Source organism: [Scytonema hofmanni] UTEX 2349 (genome assembly GCF_000582685.1).
GTDB classification, from domain to species: domain Bacteria; phylum Cyanobacteriota; class Cyanobacteriia; order Cyanobacteriales; family Nostocaceae; genus Hassallia; species Hassallia hofmanni.
Map to the genome: position 1 here is coordinate 1,212,305 of NZ_KK073768.1, position 17,078 is coordinate 1,229,382.

At 39.7% G+C, this 17,078-nt stretch carries 25 protein-coding genes and 1 tRNA gene; 4 read left to right on the top strand and 22 right to left on the bottom strand.

Going from position 1 to position 17,078, the window contains the following annotated elements; all coding sequences use genetic code 11:
- Nucleotides 1-345: 345 nt before the first annotated feature.
- The 7 genes from TOL9009_RS0110420 to TOL9009_RS47135 form a co-directional block, all read right to left on the bottom strand.
- Complete coding sequence (locus TOL9009_RS0110420) at nucleotides 346-735, bottom strand: hypothetical protein (protein ID WP_029632750.1); 390 nt, start codon at nucleotides 733-735, stop codon at nucleotides 346-348.
- A 159-nt stretch (nucleotides 736-894) separates the two neighbouring features.
- Complete coding sequence (locus TOL9009_RS0110425; protein ID WP_029632751.1) at nucleotides 895-1,086, bottom strand: hypothetical protein; 192 nt, start codon at nucleotides 1,084-1,086, stop codon at nucleotides 895-897.
- Complete coding sequence (locus TOL9009_RS0110430) at nucleotides 1,087-1,512, bottom strand: type II toxin-antitoxin system VapC family toxin (protein WP_029632752.1); 426 nt, start codon at nucleotides 1,510-1,512, stop codon at nucleotides 1,087-1,089.
- Nucleotides 1,509-1,739 (bottom strand): type II toxin-antitoxin system VapB family antitoxin, encoded by a 231-nt coding sequence (locus TOL9009_RS0110435; protein ID WP_015197919.1) that lies wholly within the window; start codon nucleotides 1,737-1,739, stop codon nucleotides 1,509-1,511. Before TOL9009_RS0110435 ends, TOL9009_RS0110430 begins: the two co-directional genes overlap by 4 nt.
- Before the next feature lie 225 nt (nucleotides 1,740-1,964).
- Nucleotides 1,965-2,195, bottom strand: coding sequence for a DUF4926 domain-containing protein (locus TOL9009_RS0110440; RefSeq protein ID WP_029632753.1), 231 nt, complete (start codon nucleotides 2,193-2,195; stop codon nucleotides 1,965-1,967).
- A 17-nt stretch (nucleotides 2,196-2,212) separates the two neighbouring features.
- Complete coding sequence (locus TOL9009_RS0110445) at nucleotides 2,213-2,545, bottom strand: DUF6883 domain-containing protein (protein ID WP_029632754.1); 333 nt, start codon at nucleotides 2,543-2,545, stop codon at nucleotides 2,213-2,215.
- A gap of 176 nt (nucleotides 2,546-2,721) precedes the next feature.
- Nucleotides 2,722-2,904: a hypothetical protein gene (locus tag TOL9009_RS47135; RefSeq protein ID WP_029632755.1), complete on the bottom strand. Its 183-nt coding sequence runs from the start codon at nucleotides 2,902-2,904 to the stop codon at nucleotides 2,722-2,724.
- 107 nt (nucleotides 2,905-3,011) lie between these two features.
- On the opposite strand from TOL9009_RS47135, the gene TOL9009_RS0110455 reads away from it, so the two are divergent.
- Entirely contained in the window at nucleotides 3,012-3,413 is a 402-nt protein-coding gene (locus TOL9009_RS0110455; RefSeq protein WP_029632756.1) for a hypothetical protein, read from the top strand.
- Nucleotides 3,414-3,433: 20 nt separating this feature from the next.
- Here TOL9009_RS0110455 and TOL9009_RS0110460 read toward each other — a convergent pair whose 3' ends face one another.
- The 6 genes from TOL9009_RS0110460 to TOL9009_RS0110485 all read right to left on the bottom strand — a co-directional run bounded on the left by TOL9009_RS0110460 (nucleotide 3,434) and on the right by TOL9009_RS0110485 (nucleotide 8,469).
- The gene (locus TOL9009_RS0110460; RefSeq protein ID WP_029632757.1) at nucleotides 3,434-3,808 is read right to left on the bottom strand and encodes a hypothetical protein; all 375 of its coding nucleotides are present in this window, start codon (nucleotides 3,806-3,808) and stop codon (nucleotides 3,434-3,436) included.
- A 5-nt stretch (nucleotides 3,809-3,813) separates the two neighbouring features.
- Complete coding sequence (locus tag TOL9009_RS42555; RefSeq protein WP_063628684.1) at nucleotides 3,814-4,152, bottom strand: hypothetical protein; 339 nt, start codon at nucleotides 4,150-4,152, stop codon at nucleotides 3,814-3,816.
- Nucleotides 4,153-4,624: 472 nt separating this feature from the next.
- On the bottom strand, nucleotides 4,625-4,849 hold the full coding sequence (locus TOL9009_RS0110470) for a hypothetical protein (protein WP_242055139.1): 225 nt from the start codon (nucleotides 4,847-4,849) through the stop codon (nucleotides 4,625-4,627).
- Between the two features lie 242 nt (nucleotides 4,850-5,091).
- Nucleotides 5,092-6,570 carry a CoA-acylating methylmalonate-semialdehyde dehydrogenase gene (locus TOL9009_RS0110475; protein ID WP_029632759.1) on the bottom strand — a complete coding sequence of 493 codons (1,479 nt, stop codon included), beginning with the start codon at nucleotides 6,568-6,570 and terminating at the stop codon, nucleotides 5,092-5,094.
- A gap of 265 nt (nucleotides 6,571-6,835) precedes the next feature.
- Nucleotides 6,836-7,975 carry a 5-(carboxyamino)imidazole ribonucleotide synthase gene (locus TOL9009_RS0110480; protein WP_029632760.1) on the bottom strand — a complete coding sequence of 380 codons (1,140 nt, stop codon included), beginning with the start codon at nucleotides 7,973-7,975 and terminating at the stop codon, nucleotides 6,836-6,838.
- Between the two features lie 2 nt (nucleotides 7,976-7,977).
- On the bottom strand, nucleotides 7,978-8,469 hold the full coding sequence (locus TOL9009_RS0110485; RefSeq protein ID WP_029632761.1) for a pentapeptide repeat-containing protein: 492 nt from the start codon (nucleotides 8,467-8,469) through the stop codon (nucleotides 7,978-7,980).
- Nucleotides 8,470-9,262: 793 nt separating this feature from the next.
- Between TOL9009_RS0110485 and TOL9009_RS0110490 the strand changes: the two genes are divergently transcribed.
- Nucleotides 9,263-9,583, top strand: coding sequence for a slr1957 family protein (locus TOL9009_RS0110490; RefSeq protein ID WP_029632762.1), 321 nt, complete (start codon nucleotides 9,263-9,265; stop codon nucleotides 9,581-9,583).
- Nucleotides 9,584-9,681: 98 nt separating this feature from the next.
- On the opposite strand, the gene TOL9009_RS0110495 is transcribed toward TOL9009_RS0110490, so the two are convergent.
- The 6 genes from TOL9009_RS0110495 to TOL9009_RS0110520 form a co-directional block, all read right to left on the bottom strand.
- Nucleotides 9,682-10,107, bottom strand: coding sequence for a mannose-binding lectin (locus TOL9009_RS0110495; RefSeq protein WP_029632763.1), 426 nt, complete (start codon nucleotides 10,105-10,107; stop codon nucleotides 9,682-9,684).
- A 236-nt stretch (nucleotides 10,108-10,343) separates the two neighbouring features.
- Nucleotides 10,344-10,415, bottom strand: a tRNA-Val gene (locus TOL9009_RS0110500).
- A gap of 106 nt (nucleotides 10,416-10,521) precedes the next feature.
- Nucleotides 10,522-10,818 (bottom strand): hypothetical protein, encoded by a 297-nt coding sequence (locus TOL9009_RS0110505; protein ID WP_029632764.1) that lies wholly within the window; start codon nucleotides 10,816-10,818, stop codon nucleotides 10,522-10,524.
- Between the two features lie 421 nt (nucleotides 10,819-11,239).
- Complete coding sequence (gene radC, locus TOL9009_RS0110510) at nucleotides 11,240-11,971, bottom strand: RadC family protein (RefSeq protein ID WP_029632765.1); 732 nt, start codon at nucleotides 11,969-11,971, stop codon at nucleotides 11,240-11,242.
- Between the two features lie 142 nt (nucleotides 11,972-12,113).
- Complete coding sequence (locus TOL9009_RS0110515) at nucleotides 12,114-13,052, bottom strand: phosphoribulokinase (protein ID WP_029632766.1); 939 nt, start codon at nucleotides 13,050-13,052, stop codon at nucleotides 12,114-12,116.
- A gap of 452 nt (nucleotides 13,053-13,504) precedes the next feature.
- The gene (locus TOL9009_RS0110520; RefSeq protein WP_260675875.1) at nucleotides 13,505-13,750 is read right to left on the bottom strand and encodes a hypothetical protein; all 246 of its coding nucleotides are present in this window, start codon (nucleotides 13,748-13,750) and stop codon (nucleotides 13,505-13,507) included.
- A 238-nt stretch (nucleotides 13,751-13,988) separates the two neighbouring features.
- On the opposite strand from TOL9009_RS0110520, the gene TOL9009_RS45445 reads away from it, so the two are divergent.
- On the top strand, nucleotides 13,989-14,171 hold the full coding sequence (locus tag TOL9009_RS45445; RefSeq protein ID WP_144238200.1) for a hypothetical protein: 183 nt from the start codon (nucleotides 13,989-13,991) through the stop codon (nucleotides 14,169-14,171).
- A 317-nt stretch (nucleotides 14,172-14,488) separates the two neighbouring features.
- Here the strand turns inward: TOL9009_RS45445 and TOL9009_RS44430 are convergent, their stop codons facing one another.
- Entirely contained in the window at nucleotides 14,489-14,665 is a 177-nt protein-coding gene (locus TOL9009_RS44430; protein ID WP_199341264.1) for a hypothetical protein, read from the bottom strand.
- A gap of 217 nt (nucleotides 14,666-14,882) precedes the next feature.
- Nucleotides 14,883-15,350: a DUF1499 domain-containing protein gene (locus TOL9009_RS0110530; protein WP_029632769.1), complete on the bottom strand. Its 468-nt coding sequence runs from the start codon at nucleotides 15,348-15,350 to the stop codon at nucleotides 14,883-14,885.
- 150 nt (nucleotides 15,351-15,500) lie between these two features.
- On the opposite strand from TOL9009_RS0110530, the gene TOL9009_RS0110535 reads away from it, so the two are divergent.
- Entirely contained in the window at nucleotides 15,501-16,178 is a 678-nt protein-coding gene (locus TOL9009_RS0110535) for a class I SAM-dependent methyltransferase (protein ID WP_029632770.1), read from the top strand.
- On the opposite strand, the gene trhO is transcribed toward TOL9009_RS0110535, so the two are convergent.
- Complete coding sequence (gene trhO, locus TOL9009_RS0110540) at nucleotides 16,114-17,046, bottom strand: oxygen-dependent tRNA uridine(34) hydroxylase TrhO (protein ID WP_029632771.1); 933 nt, start codon at nucleotides 17,044-17,046, stop codon at nucleotides 16,114-16,116. The two genes, TOL9009_RS0110535 and trhO, sit on opposite strands and share 65 nt — an antisense overlap.
- Nucleotides 17,047-17,078: the final 32 nt, after the last annotated feature.

Here is a 17,078-nt window from a genome sequence, read left to right on the forward strand (position 1 = left end):
CTCCCCGCAGGCGGGGAGGGGTTGGGGGTGGGGTTCTTTTATTGTGGGTAATTTGGCGGACATGATATTATTCGGTGGTGCCTTGAGTTCTGAGGTTTACCCTAATTACAAAAAACTACGGTTTTCAATGTGGATGTGGTTTAACAGGTAACTAGACGGGGGAAACCTTCATTATTCCGCACTATCCAAACGCTTTGAATAATTGCTTGTTTATCTGAACGAGTCATGGGAAAATCTATGATAGACATCTGGTAGAAAAGACGTAGAGACCTAGCAGTGCTACGTCTCTACAAGGGTTTCGGGCAACGCATAATTAGTTTCTGTAGATGTCTAATCAGAGAAAAACTAAAATCTTACTCCCAATTGTCCATTAAACCCGCGAACAGAATTGTAACCCGCACCAAGAAAAACATTATCCGTGGCGCCTACCTGAACACCTCCAGAAACGGCAACACCTTTATCTTCTGAATATAATCCAACTCCTACATAGGGTGAAATTACTGGCAAAGAAATGAACTTTAGTAAGTCTACACCAGTAGAACCGTCGGGACCAAATCCCAATTCAGCCCCGAAATTTAAAGCTCTCGCTCCGACAGAATAAGTTATATCACCTTCTTGGCTACCAACAGAAACCCAAGGTTGAGGAACGATTTGAGCGGATGCTCGACCTGGGGCAACTAAAGCTAGTAAACTAAACGATGTAATTAATGTTTTGACAATAACTGCTGTTTTCACGTTCTTCTCCTCAATAACCTGCATTTAGGTCAACTTTGTGACAAATGCAGTTTGGTCAATCAACCTGTACTGTGACGAATTTCACATCAATTGAGTGCCAAAGAAATAGCGAAAAGCGCAAATTTTTGTAGGTTTAAGGTAAAAAGCTGATTTATTGGCTTAACAGTCCTTACTTTTTTGCCAATCCTCCAAAGCTGCGATCGCAAAAGTTGAGAAAGGATGATTGAGCATTTGTCCTAATGCTTGGATACCACCAGTTTTTAAGGCACTGAGAATGCGATCGCCTAACGCAGCAGTTGGGCGATTAAGGATTCTTCTAGTTCGGCTTCGGGTTGGGTGGTCATAATTCACTCAAGCAGGGTAAGGATTCATAATTTTAACTGGTGTCAGTTTAAAATCATCAACATTGCGGGTAACTAAAGTTAATTTATGATGATGTGCTGTTGCGGCAATCAGACTATCCATTATGGCTAATTTTTTACCTTTCAATTCTGAAGAAGCAGAAAATTTTGCCCAATTATCTAAAATATCATCGTTTATCGGTAAAATATGAGAAGAAAATTCAATTTCTACTTTTTGCAGCCATATTTTTAGTTTTTCATATCGTTCAGGTTGTGAGTCTTGGATCTTATAAATCCCTTTTTTTATTTCAGCGATGGTAATACTACTTAAAAACAGTTGTTCAATCGGTTGCTGATTAAACCATTGACTAACTTGGGGGTTGGGAGCTTTTTTAACAAACTCAGACATTACACAGGTGTCTATTAGATAAGTCATAGTTCAAAATTTCTGCCTGTGTCTCTATCACGTTCAAACAACGAGGCGATATCATCTTCGGCAGATTCGTCGTCTATAAAACGTAGTCGCTCAAATAAAGGCAGTTCTTTTTTTTGTTGCTGCAAGTAATTGGATAATATTTTAATGACCGCTTCCTGTGGATTTTCATAGTGACTGACTGCGATAATTTCATTAATTAGTTCATCATCTATTGTGATAATGGTCATGGCTTTGTCCTCGGTTGTGTAAAATAAAATTTATGCAATCTGAATAATTTTTTTAAGCTGATTGCATACTTATAGAAATAAATCCTAATTTAATTTTACGCATGGATGTGGTTTCGCGCCACGCATCTGCCCTTCCTTCTTCTGCGATCGCTATTTCTAGATGCTAATTTGGCATTGTTGGTTATTAGACTCTATACGTATTATCTCGCAGTTTTTTTTCAGAAATCAAATATTACTTTTATATACTAATGTTGTTTCACCAATGGGCTGATGATATAAAATCATTAGCTGACTAGCATTTAAGGTTTCTATTGCATAAGCCTGTCCTGTTAAGTTGCTAAATTCCACTTCAAAAACTTCAGGTTCATATTGGTCTACAATTGTTCCTACTTGACCGCGATATAATCCTAATTCTGATAAGTCTTCCGTTAGCGCGACAACATCTAATAATTTCATTGGTATTACCTAACTGCTTAAATTACATAACAGGTGACTAGACGGGGGAAACCTTCGTTATTCCGCACTATCCAAACGCTTTGAATAATTGCTTGTTTATCTGAACGAGTCATGGGAAAATCGATGATATATTTTTGACCATATGGATTGCTTTTACCAGGGATGGCATCATAATTAGCTACTGCTTGTAAAAGTGCTACTTCTAATTCTTCCGCATTATTTAAATCTAAGTCTAGTGCAGATTTAAATACACGGGCTTTGTGTTTTCCTTCTGGATGTTCTGGGTTGAGACAGTAACCTACTATTTTATCTATTTCAACGATAGCGCGTTCTGGGTTAGGCAGTTTCATAATACAGTAGCTACAACCTTCTTCGCTTCTTTAATGCGGATTTCACCTGATAAGAGTTTGGGGAGTACATTATTACGCATACTGACAAGAGTACAGCAGATTGCGTTGTCATGAAATACATGTAGAGACGTAGCAATGCTACGTCTCTATAAGATTTTAGGTTTTACGTATGTACCTCACAGCAGCCGGAAATGCTGTAAAGCTCTTGGGGTATCCGAATTAGTCACAACTGAGAAAATAACAAAGCCTATGCATCGAGTAACAAATATTAATGTAGTTTCTATTAAGCCGCTGAAAATGCGATCGCGCAGGGTATGATTATTTTGGATGCGTTGAGTTAATGCGATCGCTACCGTCATTTTCTCAGATCCACATTCTGCTTAACCAAGATCCCAAATGGATTATGTAGAAAGTAGGGCAAGATGATTATAATCTAAGCTAGAAGCATTCCTTGGTCAGGTTTCCTATGGCTGTACCTACAGAAATTCGTAAAAGAGCGATCGCTTTACTCGAACAATTACCAGGAGAATCTTTAGTAAAGGCTGTTGAATTTTTAGAAGCGCTTTCTCACGAAGCTTTACAGGTATCAGAAGCATCAAAGCCAGAAGTCAGCGAAGCCGCTTTGCTTCAAATTATTCAACACCGTTTGTCTGACGAAGAACAAGATAGATTGACTTATCTGCGTCAGCAAAACGAAATTGGAGTAATTACAGATACAGAGCATCAAGAGCTACTAATATACGTTGATCGCGTCGAACAACAAGATGCTCAACGTGCAGAAGCATTGATAAAACTGGCTCAAATTCGCGACTGTGATTTGAAAATACTAATTAACGAGTTCTTGCCTACACACAGCAATGTAGGCTAATGTCAGAGAAAACCCCACAATTAATGAGGAGTATTACTGTCTTTACTTTTTTGCCAATCTTCCAAAGCTGCGATCGCAAAAGTTGCGGCAGGATGATTGAGCATTTGTCCTAATGCTTGAATACCACCAGTTTTTAAGGCGCTGAGAATGCGATCGCGCAAGGTATGATTATTTTCGATGCGTTGAATCGCTACGCTTGCTACTATCATTTTCTCAGCAGTTGTGGTGGTGGGGTAAGTTTGGGATAGTTGGTTGAGTAGCTGTTGTATTTCTGCTGCTGCTTCAGATAAATTATTTTTTGCTTGGTTAACGTTAAAATCACCTTCAACGTTACCAGCAACATTTGTTGCAGAACCATGAAAATTCTGAGTAAAATTTTTAGAATTGTTTGACATTATATTTATGTTTTCCTGAAAATCTTAAATACCTTGAGGTTGGGGTGTAAAATCAAATTGCCTTCTACATTACCAGCAACAGCACTAACCGTTTCATAAAAATTTTGTTGAAGATTCGTGATTGGTTGAGTTGATTTAATAATTTTTTTATATTGATCTTGTGAACACAACCAATTCCAAAATGTATTGAGCGTATTCTTAACCTTGACATAAATTCCATATAATACGCTTGCTAACCACTTTGCGAAAGCATCAAGAGATGCTAAAACTACAAACCTAAATGCGTCATCTATCTCGTCAAGTGCATTAAGAACTTGCTTTTTTTCATGATCGGTTAAAGCCATATTAGCTATCTCCCAGGAAAGAATGTATTACTTCTTGAAAAAATTACAAACAGATTGCCATAAGCTGTGTAGCGCATCCTTAACCTTGTAATAAATTGATTTGGCAACACTATATAGCCAATTTGTAAAAGCATCTAAAGAAGCAAGAATTATAGCGTTGTTCACAACCCTTGATTAGACGTAGCAGTGCTACGTCTGTACATTGTTTTCCACTGCTATGTCTATTCTGCTTGACAAAGCACAGCTTTGTTGGGGTGAGGTTTTGTATTTTATTAAATCCATATTCCTTAATACCAATTATTTGTGAAGCTGCATAGAATTAGACCCCACCGCGCAAGCTCTTAGGGGAAAATCCGGTTCCCTCCCCGCTTGCGGGGAGGGTTAGGGTGGGGTTCTTTCTATGGGTCTTCATATTAAATTGGTATAACAAGTTTTTGCCTACACACTTCACACTACTTGAGTGCCAAAATAATTAATGTCTTTCACTAGACTCAGAACCTGGACTTTCAATGTCCAAGTCGTCCCCCCGCTTCTTCACTGAAAAGTCCGGCTCATTTTTGCTACTTTGAGCAAGTCCAGCGGCACCTGCGATCGCTGTTCCCGCAAGACCAAAACCCGCAGACGTTTTTGCATCACTGATACCTGGTGAGAATAAAACAGCAACACCAATGATCGCTCCCACACTTGCAATAAACATAGGGGTCATAGCTCTAATTATTTCTGGGGTAAGATATTTCATGGAGATAATTTATATAATTGCTTTTGCTCTTGTAAATACGCACCAGAAAATACCGATTCCAGAATCCTTAACCAATTTTTTTTACCAATTGAGTAATAAAAACATTGCGATCGTCGTAGAGACGTTCCGCCGGAACGTCTCTACAGTATGTGCGATCAGCCTGTCATGATATTATTCTGTGACAAGAAATCATCCTTATTTTAAAACTGCCTTGCCCATTCATCACGCCAACGTTCAACTACTACTTTCGTTTGCGTAAAAAACTCGACTGCGTGATTACTTTGTCCGTGTAAGTCACCAAAAAAGCTTTCTTTCCAACCGCTAAAGGGGAAGAATGCCATAGGTGCGGCTACACCGATGTTGATACCAATATTACCAGCTTCTGCCTCATAGCGGAACTTACGAGCTGCGGCACCATTGGTAGTAAATAAACAAGCCATGTTACCATATTGACCGCTATTAACTAAAGCGATCGCTTCATCAATACTATTCAGGTGAATTAAACTCAGCACGGGACCAAAAATTTCGGTGCGGGCAATTTCACCAACTGGATCTACATTTTCCAGAATCGTTGGACGAATAAAGTTACCATTTTTATAGCCCGTAATCTGAGGATTGCGACCATCTACTAATAACTTTGCCCCTTCATTTGCTCCTTTTTCAATTAAAGTTTCAATCCGCGTTTTGCTGCGGACATCAATCACCGGTCCCATTTCTACACCTTGATCTAAACCATTACCGACAATGCGGTTTCTTGCAGTTTCGGCGATCGCTTCTGTAAATGTATGACGTGCTTCTCCTACTGTCACTGCAATTGAAGCTGCTAAACAACGTTGTCCCGCACAACCAAAAGCACTATCAGCCGCAATCCGGGTAGTCATTGCTATATCTGCATCCGGCAAGACTATAATCGGATTTTTTGCACCCCCTTGACATTGGAGACGTTTTCCGTTTGCCGCTCCCCGACTATAAATATATTTAGCGATTGGTGTTGAACCAACAAAACTAATTGCGCGAATTTTCGGATGATCTAAAATGGCGTCTACAGCTTCTTTCGCACCGTTGATCAAGTTAATTACACCTTTGGGCAAACCTGTTTTTTCTAAAAGCTGAAAGATTTTTTGCATAGTTAGCGGCACTTTTTCCGAAGGCTTGACAATGTAGGTATTGCCGCAAGCGATCGCATAGGGCAGAAACCAAAATGGAATCATCCCCGGAAAATTGAAAGGACAAATCACCGCTGCAACTCCTAACGGTTGCCGAATCATCATTTCATCAATACCCTTTGCCACATCTTCTAAATTAGTTCCCTGCATCATCATCGGAATACCGCAAGCAACTTCGACATTTTCAATTGCACGACGCATTTCACCTTTAGATTCAGCCAAGGTTTTACCACATTCTAAGGTAATTGTTTGCGCCAAATCCTCAAAATGTTCTTCTAACAGATTCTTCAATTTAAATAAATATTGTACCCGTTCTGACGCTGGAGTACGTCTCCATGTGACAAATGCTTCTGCTGCCGCATCAGCAGCTTGATGGACTTCAGATGCAGTTGAAAAAGGGACTTTAGCCAGTATTTCTATTGTCGCTGGGTTGATAATTTCTAAGTATTCTGTAGCAGTAGATGCACACCATTGACCATTAATGTAATTATGTAAAGTGGGAATAGCGTTCATAAGATGATATGGAATTTGAGTAGATGCAAGAATGTAACTATTTTGCCTTTAGTTGAATCAATTTTTAACGCAAAGGAACGCGGAGGTAAGCGCAGAGTTTTTTTAAGAGGATTCGCTACGAAAAAAAGTTTTGTTTTCTAGTAACGAGTGCGTAAGTCCTACAGATGTCTATTAGAAACAGAATCCATTCCAAATGACTTTTGATTTTTGACTTTTGACTTTTGACTTCCCCGAAGGGGTTGACCCGATTCTTGCCAAACACGTATCAATTAGCGGTATTTGGATACCAGATAGATTCTATGCTGCGGGCAACATTCATTGCTTCATTTTGATTATCTACCAAAACAGTGACGTGTCCTAATTTGCGCCCCAAACGCGATTCAGTTTTGCCGTACCAGTGCAGATGCGCTCTTGGAATTTGCAACAACTGCGATCGCTTTTTTTGGTAGTCGAAGTGAGAATTTTCATATCCCAAAAGGTTAACCATCACAGCAGCAGCGCAGCGTAAAACCGGATTACCCAAAGGAAAACCACACACGGCTCTCAAATGCTGCTCAAATTGCGAGGTTTCGCAAGCATCAAGGGTAAAATGCCCAGAATTGTGCGTTCTTGGAGCAATTTCATTTACTAGCACTTTTCCATCTGCGGTGAGAAATAGCTCAATCCCAAAAACGCCTACTACTTCCAGGCTATTTAGAATAGTGTGAGCGATCGCTTCTATTTCTGTTGCTTGTTTGGGTGTAATCTGTGCCGGCGCAATTACCCGACGACATACTTGTTCTTCTTGCTGAGTTTCCACCACTGGGTAGGTTACAACCTCCCCATCGACTGAACGCGCTGCTATTATCGCTAGCTCTCGTTCAAAAGGGATAAATTCTTCTATTAAAAATGCACTTTCTGTGATATTATAATCTAACTTGGGTTTTAAAGTCGCAAAATCGTTGATAATGAAAGTACCTTGACCGTCATAACCGTGGCGCCGGGATTTGAGAACTAAGGGAAAACCCAACTTAGATGCGATTTTTTCGTTATCTTGACCCTCTAAGGCGAAAAATTCCGGGACAGGTAAACCCAAGTCGCGTAAATAGCAGCGTTGATGATATTTATCTAAAAGGGGAGTTAAAGCTTCTAAACTAGGGCGGAAACAAACGCCTTGACCTGCCAGGATTGATAAAGCGTCGAGGTCAACAAATTCGTTTTCAAAGGTGATGATATCGCATTTTTTTGCTAAAACAGCGGTGGCTGTGGCATCATCAATTTCAGCTAAAACTGTATCAGATGCGATCGCTACAGCCGGATCTTCTCTGTTAGGAGTCTGCACCACCAATTCTAATCCTAACTTTTGTGCAGCGCCTCCCATCATCCAGGCGAGTTGTCCACCACCAATCACACCAATACGCTTCAAGGTTAACATCCTAAAGAATCACGAGTTTCTACGCCAGTTTGAGAATTTACACCACTAGCTTTTGCACATAGTTCTCTTATTTGCACTTTATCCAAAATCGCATCACTGAAATCTGCACCTTTGATATTTACATTAGTAAAGATAGAGCCAAGCAAAAGAGCTTCAGTCAAGTTAGCATCGCTCAAATCAGCCCCTGTTAAGTTTACCTGATCGACGAATGCATTGCTTAAGTCTGCTTGATGCAGATTCGCTTGTGTCATCGTGCTTGCGCTCATCACTGCCCCTCGCAAGTCAGCAGCAGTAAAGTTAGTTAGTTCCATATTGGCGTTAGAAAATTCAGCCGCTTGCAAACTTTGCCCAGAAAAATCCCGTTTTGTCAATTGTGCATTGCTAAATGACAATGGATGAGTCCAGTCTGCCAGTGCTGGTGTTGCCCAATTCAAGCAAAATACAATCATCAAGATAATTAACGCTAATTTTTGCCGCCAAAACATAAGTGGTTGCTGGTTGTGTGTTGTCAAAGATTCGCTGAGGAGCGATCGCCACGGTTTAAATTTTAGCTTACCGCAAGTCCCTGGTGTTTTCTTGCTTAACTTTTAGCTTTTGGCGATGACAAAGGCAACTGTCATATAAGAAAAAATTTTATGCGTATCTAAAATAATTTCTTCCTTTCCCCTTTTTTCCTTTCCCCTTTTCCCCTCCCTTCGGTAACAGTTTGTTAAGGTTGATAGCCGCAAATATGATGTGCGGAAGTTATTACCAAATAGCGATAATAATAATCAAGCGTTTGCTGTCATAAATATTGTTCATCTGCGGCACAATTAGACAAGCGCAAGGTTTTACACAGCAACCCGTTTTAGACGCGAAAATTTTATTGCGTAAGTCTTACGAGCAGAGGATTAGAGGTTTTCATCACAAAAATAAGCACTCACTGATTTATTTGCAATTCTTTATTTATAAATATCTTTGAAAAGCTTGTTGTCATTGAGTTTAAATGACTATACAAGTAACTACTCACACTCCATGTTTACAATTCTTTATGTTTAGCGTTAAAAGTAAAGTTTATTATCTTTTAACGCCAAGAGGCTATAGATTACTGTTAGTCTTGTAATTAATAAAAGCTTAGTTTGAACGTTATATAAGAAATGTTTCACCTGCTTAACAAAAGTTAACCATTAATAACAATCGTTCATTGACAGGGCGATTAGTGGGCAGAGCAGAAACACTCAGGTAACTAATATTTAACTTCTACAGAAATTCCCTAAGTCCAAATTCCCAACTTTGATTATGAAACATTACTCAATTGAATGGATCGAAGAATGGTGTCAAGAAAATGGCTGGACAGATTTATTTGTTGAACGGTGTAATAATTTCTGGGCTTTTCCACCAACAGCGGTAATGCCGGAACCAATCCCTCGCAAAGTTTTAAACGTGATTAAAGCTCAAAAGGGATTAACCTGCGAGGAAAGATGGTTGTCGATCTCAGCAGTAGTGACAACAATTGCTGCCGTAGTTTCTAGCTATTTTTTAAAATGTCCAATGCCATTAGTTTTCGCGTTTGCTTTTGATGCGGTGACGATGGCTAAACTGGAAGTTGAAGATATTTAGAGCATTGAGGTTGTATTGCAAAAATTATTATAAATGCTAATTGTATGATAGTATTTATCCAATTTTTGCAACACAACCACTTTGTAAAAGACTGATAACTATTCGTATTTTAGAGTGCCATCAGCGTTGGTGATGTGAGCATCTAACTCGATCTCTGATGGAGAATATACATCTCCTCCCACTGCTGGTTGACATTCAGCAACAAGTATTAGTTGTCTGGTACTAAGCAACTGCGCTGCACCAATATTCTTGCATGTTTTAGAAAAGTCCTGATCACCCCAAGATAATTTTCCATCCAGGTTGCCAATGTATCGATTTAAATCGATGGAGGTTTCCTGAAAATCGCCATTATTCTTTTGGCACTTCGTTGATAGGATTGAACCATTAATCTCTATGTTGTTCTTGTCACAGCTTAGGCTAAATTGACCTGTTGCGATCGCTTGATCGACGACAAAGTTAAATGACATAACGAAAGCAAACAAAAAGACCATAGTAACTTTGAGTAATTGCCAAAGTTTCTTCATCTTGTATTAACCTCTTTTATTTGAAATGTTTCCAGCAGTTTCCACACATTCCAACGAGATTTATTTCGGAAAAATAAATCTCGTTGGAATGTGTGTATTTTCTCACTACTAGTAAACAAATGCAATGAGCCAGAATTTAACACCAGAAAGAGTACCAACTCCTGGAAAAATTTTAATTGGAACTATTGTGTGCTTCATCAAGGATTAACATCGAATATCTTATTCGACAAAATAAATGGGCGATACTGGATTTGAACCAGTGACCCCATCCGTGTGAAGGATGTGCGCTACCCCTGTGCTAATCGCCCAAGCAAGACTTTTAACCATAACATATTTACTTGCAAATAACAAGAAATAATCGGGGAAGCGACGGTAGCGAAGAAAGCTTCCCCCTGTATGATGCCTTAGTTAATTTTACAACCTGTCGTGGGGAGAGAATATGGTGTAGTAGAGCGAAGGATCAACCCGATCTGTGAAGCGAGAATAGAACTGGTCTATTCTAATCGGATCTGATTCGTGTTGCTCTTGTTGAGAATTTTCCGATGTTTCTGGTTTGCTGTCTAGGGTAGCATCAATCAAATTAGCCAATTTTGACCATGCACTGGAAAAGGGATTTTGTAAATAACTTGGAAGCAAGGATTTCTTTTGAGTACCAGAAAATCCTCCTTTTTTTGAATCATCAACAAGCCAATCATTGGTATTCTTAGACATGTTTTTTCTCCTTTGAGATGTTGAGTTTTGTTACAGATTTTGCATTTCGTGAGTAACTGTATTCTTTGGGGAGATTCCCTAAAGCTAACTAAAATGCATTCTTATACAGATATAGATATAAAGCAAATCAAGTTATGTACTTTAAGGATAAAAAGGGTAACGATTGATTAGACATCTGGTAGAAAAGACGATTCATACGTTCCACATGCTTCGTCTCTACAAGGGTTTCGGGCAACGCATAATTAAATTCGGTCGATTTCTATTACATATGTAAAAATAAACGATACAGGCATAATAATTTATGCATGTACAATAATCTGTAGCTCAGTTGATAAACGTTATTCTAAAAAACAAGATTCCCGACTTCTGCGAAGTCGGGAATCTGAACTTATCGACTATATCTTGCGCGATCGCATCGAAATCAATCACCCTGGGGATAGTCGTCCCACAAAGCTGTATTTTCCCGCAGACTTTGGTGATTACCATCGCCTAATATGAGATGATCTAACAAGGGAATGCCTAAAAACTGCGCTCCGGCTAATAACTGGCGTGTCAAGTCGATATCAGCCTGACTGGGTTCAACGCTACCAGAAGGATGATTGTGCGCTACTATCACTCGTGTTGCCCCATGACGAATGACTTCGCGAAAAATCTCGCGGGGAGGTGCTAAAGTTTCAGTGGCACTACCGATGGTAATAACTTGCGTCCCCAGCAAACAATTCTTCACATCTAACAAAAGTACTGCAAAACGTTCTTGATTTTGCCACATTAAATCTTGACTCAAAGCTGCCGCCGCCGCAAGTGGACTATCAATTGGTGTACGATCTAAAGGGCGAGATTGAAAAGCTCGTTTACCCAATTCAATAGCTGCTAAAATAGTTGTCGCCTTCGCAGGACCAACACCAGGTATTTGCATTAACTCAGCGGGGGTAACGTCTCGCAATACTGCTAAAGGATCGCGATCGCATTTTGCCAATTCGTGTAGAATATATTGCCCCAAACCGATCGCTGATAGTTTTCCCGGTCCTTGACCGGTGCCTAGTAAAATTGCGATTAACTCCGCTGTGGCTAAAATTTTTGCTCCATGTGTCATCAACCGCTCTCTGGGACGTTCACTGGTTGGTATATCGGCAACTCTGAGGCAGTAGGTCATATTGAGAATATACTGGAGATAGATGAACCTATCTCTAGTTATCTCTTGTTTCCTCTCCAAATCATCCGGATTTGACAAAATCTTTAAGATGATGTCAATTTTCTCTGGTTATCGAAATATTAACTTCATATAGAAGTGTTGATTACTGGTGAATTTGGGTTGCTTTGAGCATATGGTAAGTAATCAGCAGCTGAGTCAGAGCAAGCGGGTAACTTTGGAGTGTTTCACCAGTTGTACCAGATACTTTACCTAACTCTGGATTGCTTTCGCGATCGCATATACTTTTTAAGTGTGGCATGTCAGAACAAATGAGCTGCTCTAATTTATTAACTTGTTCCAAAGTTGCATGACCATCAACTTCTAAAACATCCACAGGTTTACCCATATCTCGATCTAATCCTAAACGAATCGCTGAGTTAGAATTACCATTGGTGGATTTGATAATCTCAGTAAAATCCGGATGGGGAATTGTCGGACGCAGCACCAACCGCACATTCAAGTTTCCATTTCCCTGAGTGTCATCTTCACTCGGTTGATAAAAGCTTATCACTATATCAGACCATTGCCGCTGTGGACGGATAAATTGCTCTGAATCTGGTTCCCGCTTTTCTAATTCTGCCAACACTTGTTCTTCAGTGTAGCCGCGCTTTTGCGTATCCCGCTTGACTTTCCACTGAGCACGTAGGGATTCTGGAGGTGCCAAGTAAACTTTTACATCATAGGAATCTCTGGCGCCACGAGTTGAATAACCAAGCAATCCCTCAATAATCACGAATTTACCAGGTTTGATATATATTGGTGGTTCAAAGGTGCCGGTTTTGTGGCTGTAAATTGGTTTGAGGATTGGCTGTCCTATTCGCAACTGAGACAGGTGATGCTGCATTATATCAAGATAGTTGCAGTCAGGATGTAAAGCTGTGATACCGAGTTCAGCTCGTTGCGTGCGATCGTAACGGTGGTAATCATCTGTACAGATGATCGTGACATTCTCCGTTCCTAGTACCTGAGCTATTCCTTTAGTCAGTGTTGTCTTACCTGCTGCACTATCACCAACGATGCCAAGAATTATTGGACGGCTCATCATACCCCCAAAGTGACGAATGATTTGTATGTTATTTTACTTATTTTAAAAAGTAATCATATCTAACTTTAGATAATAATGTCTCTTAATTATCAAAATACTGCCGTATTTCTGACAAAATTACATATACTCAATGCTTTTTTGACATACGCAAACATATGTATCGATTTATAAACGGTTTGTTACTAAATTTATTTTTATAATTATAAAGGTAGATGCAAGATTCTTACATCTACCTTTATAATCTTTTTGCTGTAGCAATTCTCTCTTTAAAAGTGAGAAATGCGGACTTCTGCTATCGATAACCCCGACTTCGCATAAGTAAGTTGTCGGGGATATTAGAATGCGTTATCCATAACCCCAACAGACGTAGCACTGCTACGTCTCTACATTCTTTTTCACGTCTATCTATGTCTATTGTCTTTAATGTTCTTATTTAGAATTACTATAGATTAGCGCGGACAAGATGGTAAGGACTTGTGGGCATAATTACAATCGAAATAATCTAGTGCTTCACGACTAGATGGATGGCTACGAGTAGTATATAAAGGTGCGCTATTTGGATCTGATTTGCGACTCCAAATTTTTAGATAATATTGAGTGTTATCAGTGCTTCGCCAAAGTTGATATTTATAATCTCCACCTCCACCATTACTAATTAATGAATCAGCCATTGCGATACTTGATGTAGTTAGCATTGCTGCTGTAGTTAGAATGAAAAGAATACTCTTTTTAAATAACATTTCTTGATGACCAAAGATTACATTACTTTTATATCCTTAAGAAATCATCAAATAAGTAAGTTAATTTAAATAAATCATAAATATATCATGAATGGAAGAATCTCGTTTTAATAAAAGCTAAGAGTTATTACATAAATTATTACAGTTTTTCTGTAAAGCTACGTAGTAAGGACTGAAGTTCTTTTCTTATAAAATGAGTACTAAAGTCCTCATACCATTTCTGTGTGAAGATGCGCCTAATTTAGCCCACGCAGGTGGGCTTCGTTCGTTTAGCCGCGAGTTTACTCGTCGGGTTATTAAGCGCAGCCTCATAAAGAATTGGTATCACTACGTTATTGCAGGACTACAAACTGCATTGGTTCTAAATCAAGTTTAACGTTTACCCAATCGGTAAGCATAGAAAGCGAATTTCTAAACAAAAGCGAGAAACTGCTAGTTCACTGGGGAGCATCCCAATTTGGAAGAAATAAAAGAAGAAAGATAATTCGCGATCAATCATCGTGAATTATCTTTCTCTTGCGTCTTTATGCACGCATTGGGATGCTCCCCGTACTTCTGCCTTCTCAAACCGTTTGGTAGGAAAGCTTGCGCGTGTGAAGGGCGATCGCCTTCTATATTATGCTTGGGGAGGGTGTCAAATAATGCTCTAATTTGTCGTGGATAACACATACACCAAGGACTTAGACAAAAAAGTTATTCATCTTCGTCTCCTGAAGGTCGTTCGCTAGCACTTTGTTGCGCGTTCCACTCCAGAACTATGCGCTCCAACATCTCAGACTGGTTACAGTTATTAACATAGGCGTACATTTTAATCAACTGTCTCACTTTAGGACTAATATTGCTTATATCGAGTTGGTTATTTTCTGCCATGTCGATTAACTCTTAGTGTCTATTACATATGTTGAACTATTAAACTTTATCTGTTGCAATAAGGTCTGTTAATAGCGAACACTAACCCGTAATTGCGTTCCAAGAAACGCAGCCACAAAAGAATGATTTATACAAAACTGCTTGTTGTTATAGGACTTATATTTGAGTCCTATAACAACGATCTTAACTAGCGTCGTTAAGAGACTCAACCGAAAAATCAAATGTTTAAATCGCGCAAAGCTAAACGTATTTGCTCCAACCGTCTGCGGTTGACACCGAGGTCTGACTCTCCAATGCGAGATGCCGAGCGCATATGAATTATGTTTTCGTTGGGAGGAAAATAAAACTCTACGTCATCAATAAATTTAAAGATGCGGCTTTTGCTCGTAGCACGAATGTAATTATCCGTCTGTTCTATAACGGATGTGCGGGGAACAACAGTGAGAACTTTTTGTAAAATTTCTCTTGCTTTATTTCGGTCTACATGATACTCAATCGGGTCAATAGCATGTTTGGCATCAGCACCAAGACTTACAACGCAGTTTTGAGAAGCTGGACAATCCGTAAGATGACCGTCAGTCACTCCCAAGCCAACTGGGGAAGCCCAAGTAGCAGTAGGAAATATTAAACTACCAGTCAGGGTCAGAAATATTGCAAGGGCGATCGCTGTTAGCAAACGGGACATTAGAAATTTACTCCTCAAGGTTTAACTAGTACTGTTTAATTATTTTCGGTCATTTCAACCCGATTAAGTGCTTATTTGTGGGTGCAGCATCCCAATGCGTGCATAAAGACGGAAGAGAGCTAAAGTGTAAGAAAAAGAGATCGCATAAACATGGGAAAACAAACTTTAGGTCTCGAACAACATATTTATGATTACTTGCAGTCAGTATCTGTGCGAGAGCCAGAAATTTTACAGCAATTACGTCACGAAACAGACCAGCAGCCACTTTCACAAATGCAAATTTCTCCCGAACAGGGACAGTTTATGGCGTTGCTGGTGCAGTTGATGGGTGCAAAAAAAACTTTAGAGGTAGGGGTATTTACGGGATACAGTTCGCTAATAGTTGCATTGGCGTTACCACCATCCGGTAAAGTTGTTGCTTGTGATGTTAGTGAAGAGTATACTGCGATCGCACGCCGTTATTGGCAGCAAGCAGGTGTGGCTGATAAAATTGATTTGCACATCGCTCCCGCAATGGATACTTTAGATCGATTGCTGGCAAATGGAGAAGCCGAAACCTTTGATTTTGCTTTCATTGATGCAGATAAAAGCAGCTATGACGGCTATTATGAACGAGCATTACAATTAGTGCGTGTGGGCGGATTGATAGCGATCGATAATGTACTATGGTCAGGGCGCGTCGCCGATCCCGAAGTGCAAGACAACAGAACCAACATGATTCGCGCCCTAAATCAAAAGCTACATCAAGACTCCCGAATTACTCTTAGTCTTGTGCCGATCGCTGATGGTTTGACTTTGGCGTTAAAGCTTCCCCAGCCCTCTTTTTAGCTAATTCTAACTGGCGTAGCTTCTGCTGCAACCGTAATCTTTTATCCTCAGTGAGGCTATCAAAACAGTGTGAGCAAGAAATGCCTAATTCATATTTGGGGGAAGTTTTCTCTTCGTTAGAAATTGGATTTCCACAGTTGGGACATCTTTCGTAAGTTACTTGTTCCAACCCGTGACGAACGGCAACTCGTTCATCAAAAACAAAACATTCCCCCTCCCACAAGCTTTCTTCTGTGGGAACTTCTTCTAAATACTTGAGAATGCCACCTTTAAGATGGTATACTTGCTCAAAGCCTTGAGCAAGCAAGAAAGAAGAAGCTTTTTCGCAGCGAATTCCCCCAGTACAAAATAATGCCACCTTTTTGTGTTTTCCGGGGTCGAGGTTGTCGCGAACATAATCGGGAAATTGCCGGAATATTTCAGTTTGCGGATTTTGTGCCTTCTGGAATGTACCGATATTTACTTCATAATCGTTGCGAGTATCAATCACCGTGACTTCTGGATCGCTAATTAGCTCATTCCAATCCTGAGGACTAACATAAGTGCCTACTTGCTGATTTGGGTCAATTTCTGGCAAACCCAAAGTCACAATTTCTGGCTTGAAGCGCACTTTCATCCGCTCAAATGGCGGTGTGTCAGTATAAGATTCTTTATGTTCTAAGTCTGCTAAACGCGGATCAAAACGCAAAAAGGATAAAACTGACTCAACGTTCTCACGCAAACCCGCAATTGTACCGTTAATGCCTTCTTTTGCTAGCAAAATTGTCCCCTTAACTTCTTGTGCTTGACAGTAAGACAGCAGAATACTTTGTTTTTCAGCAAAATCTGGCAAGCTGACAAATTTATAGAATGTTACAACTAATATCATTTGTTTCTTCGTCCCCCTTTCGTAAAAAAAGA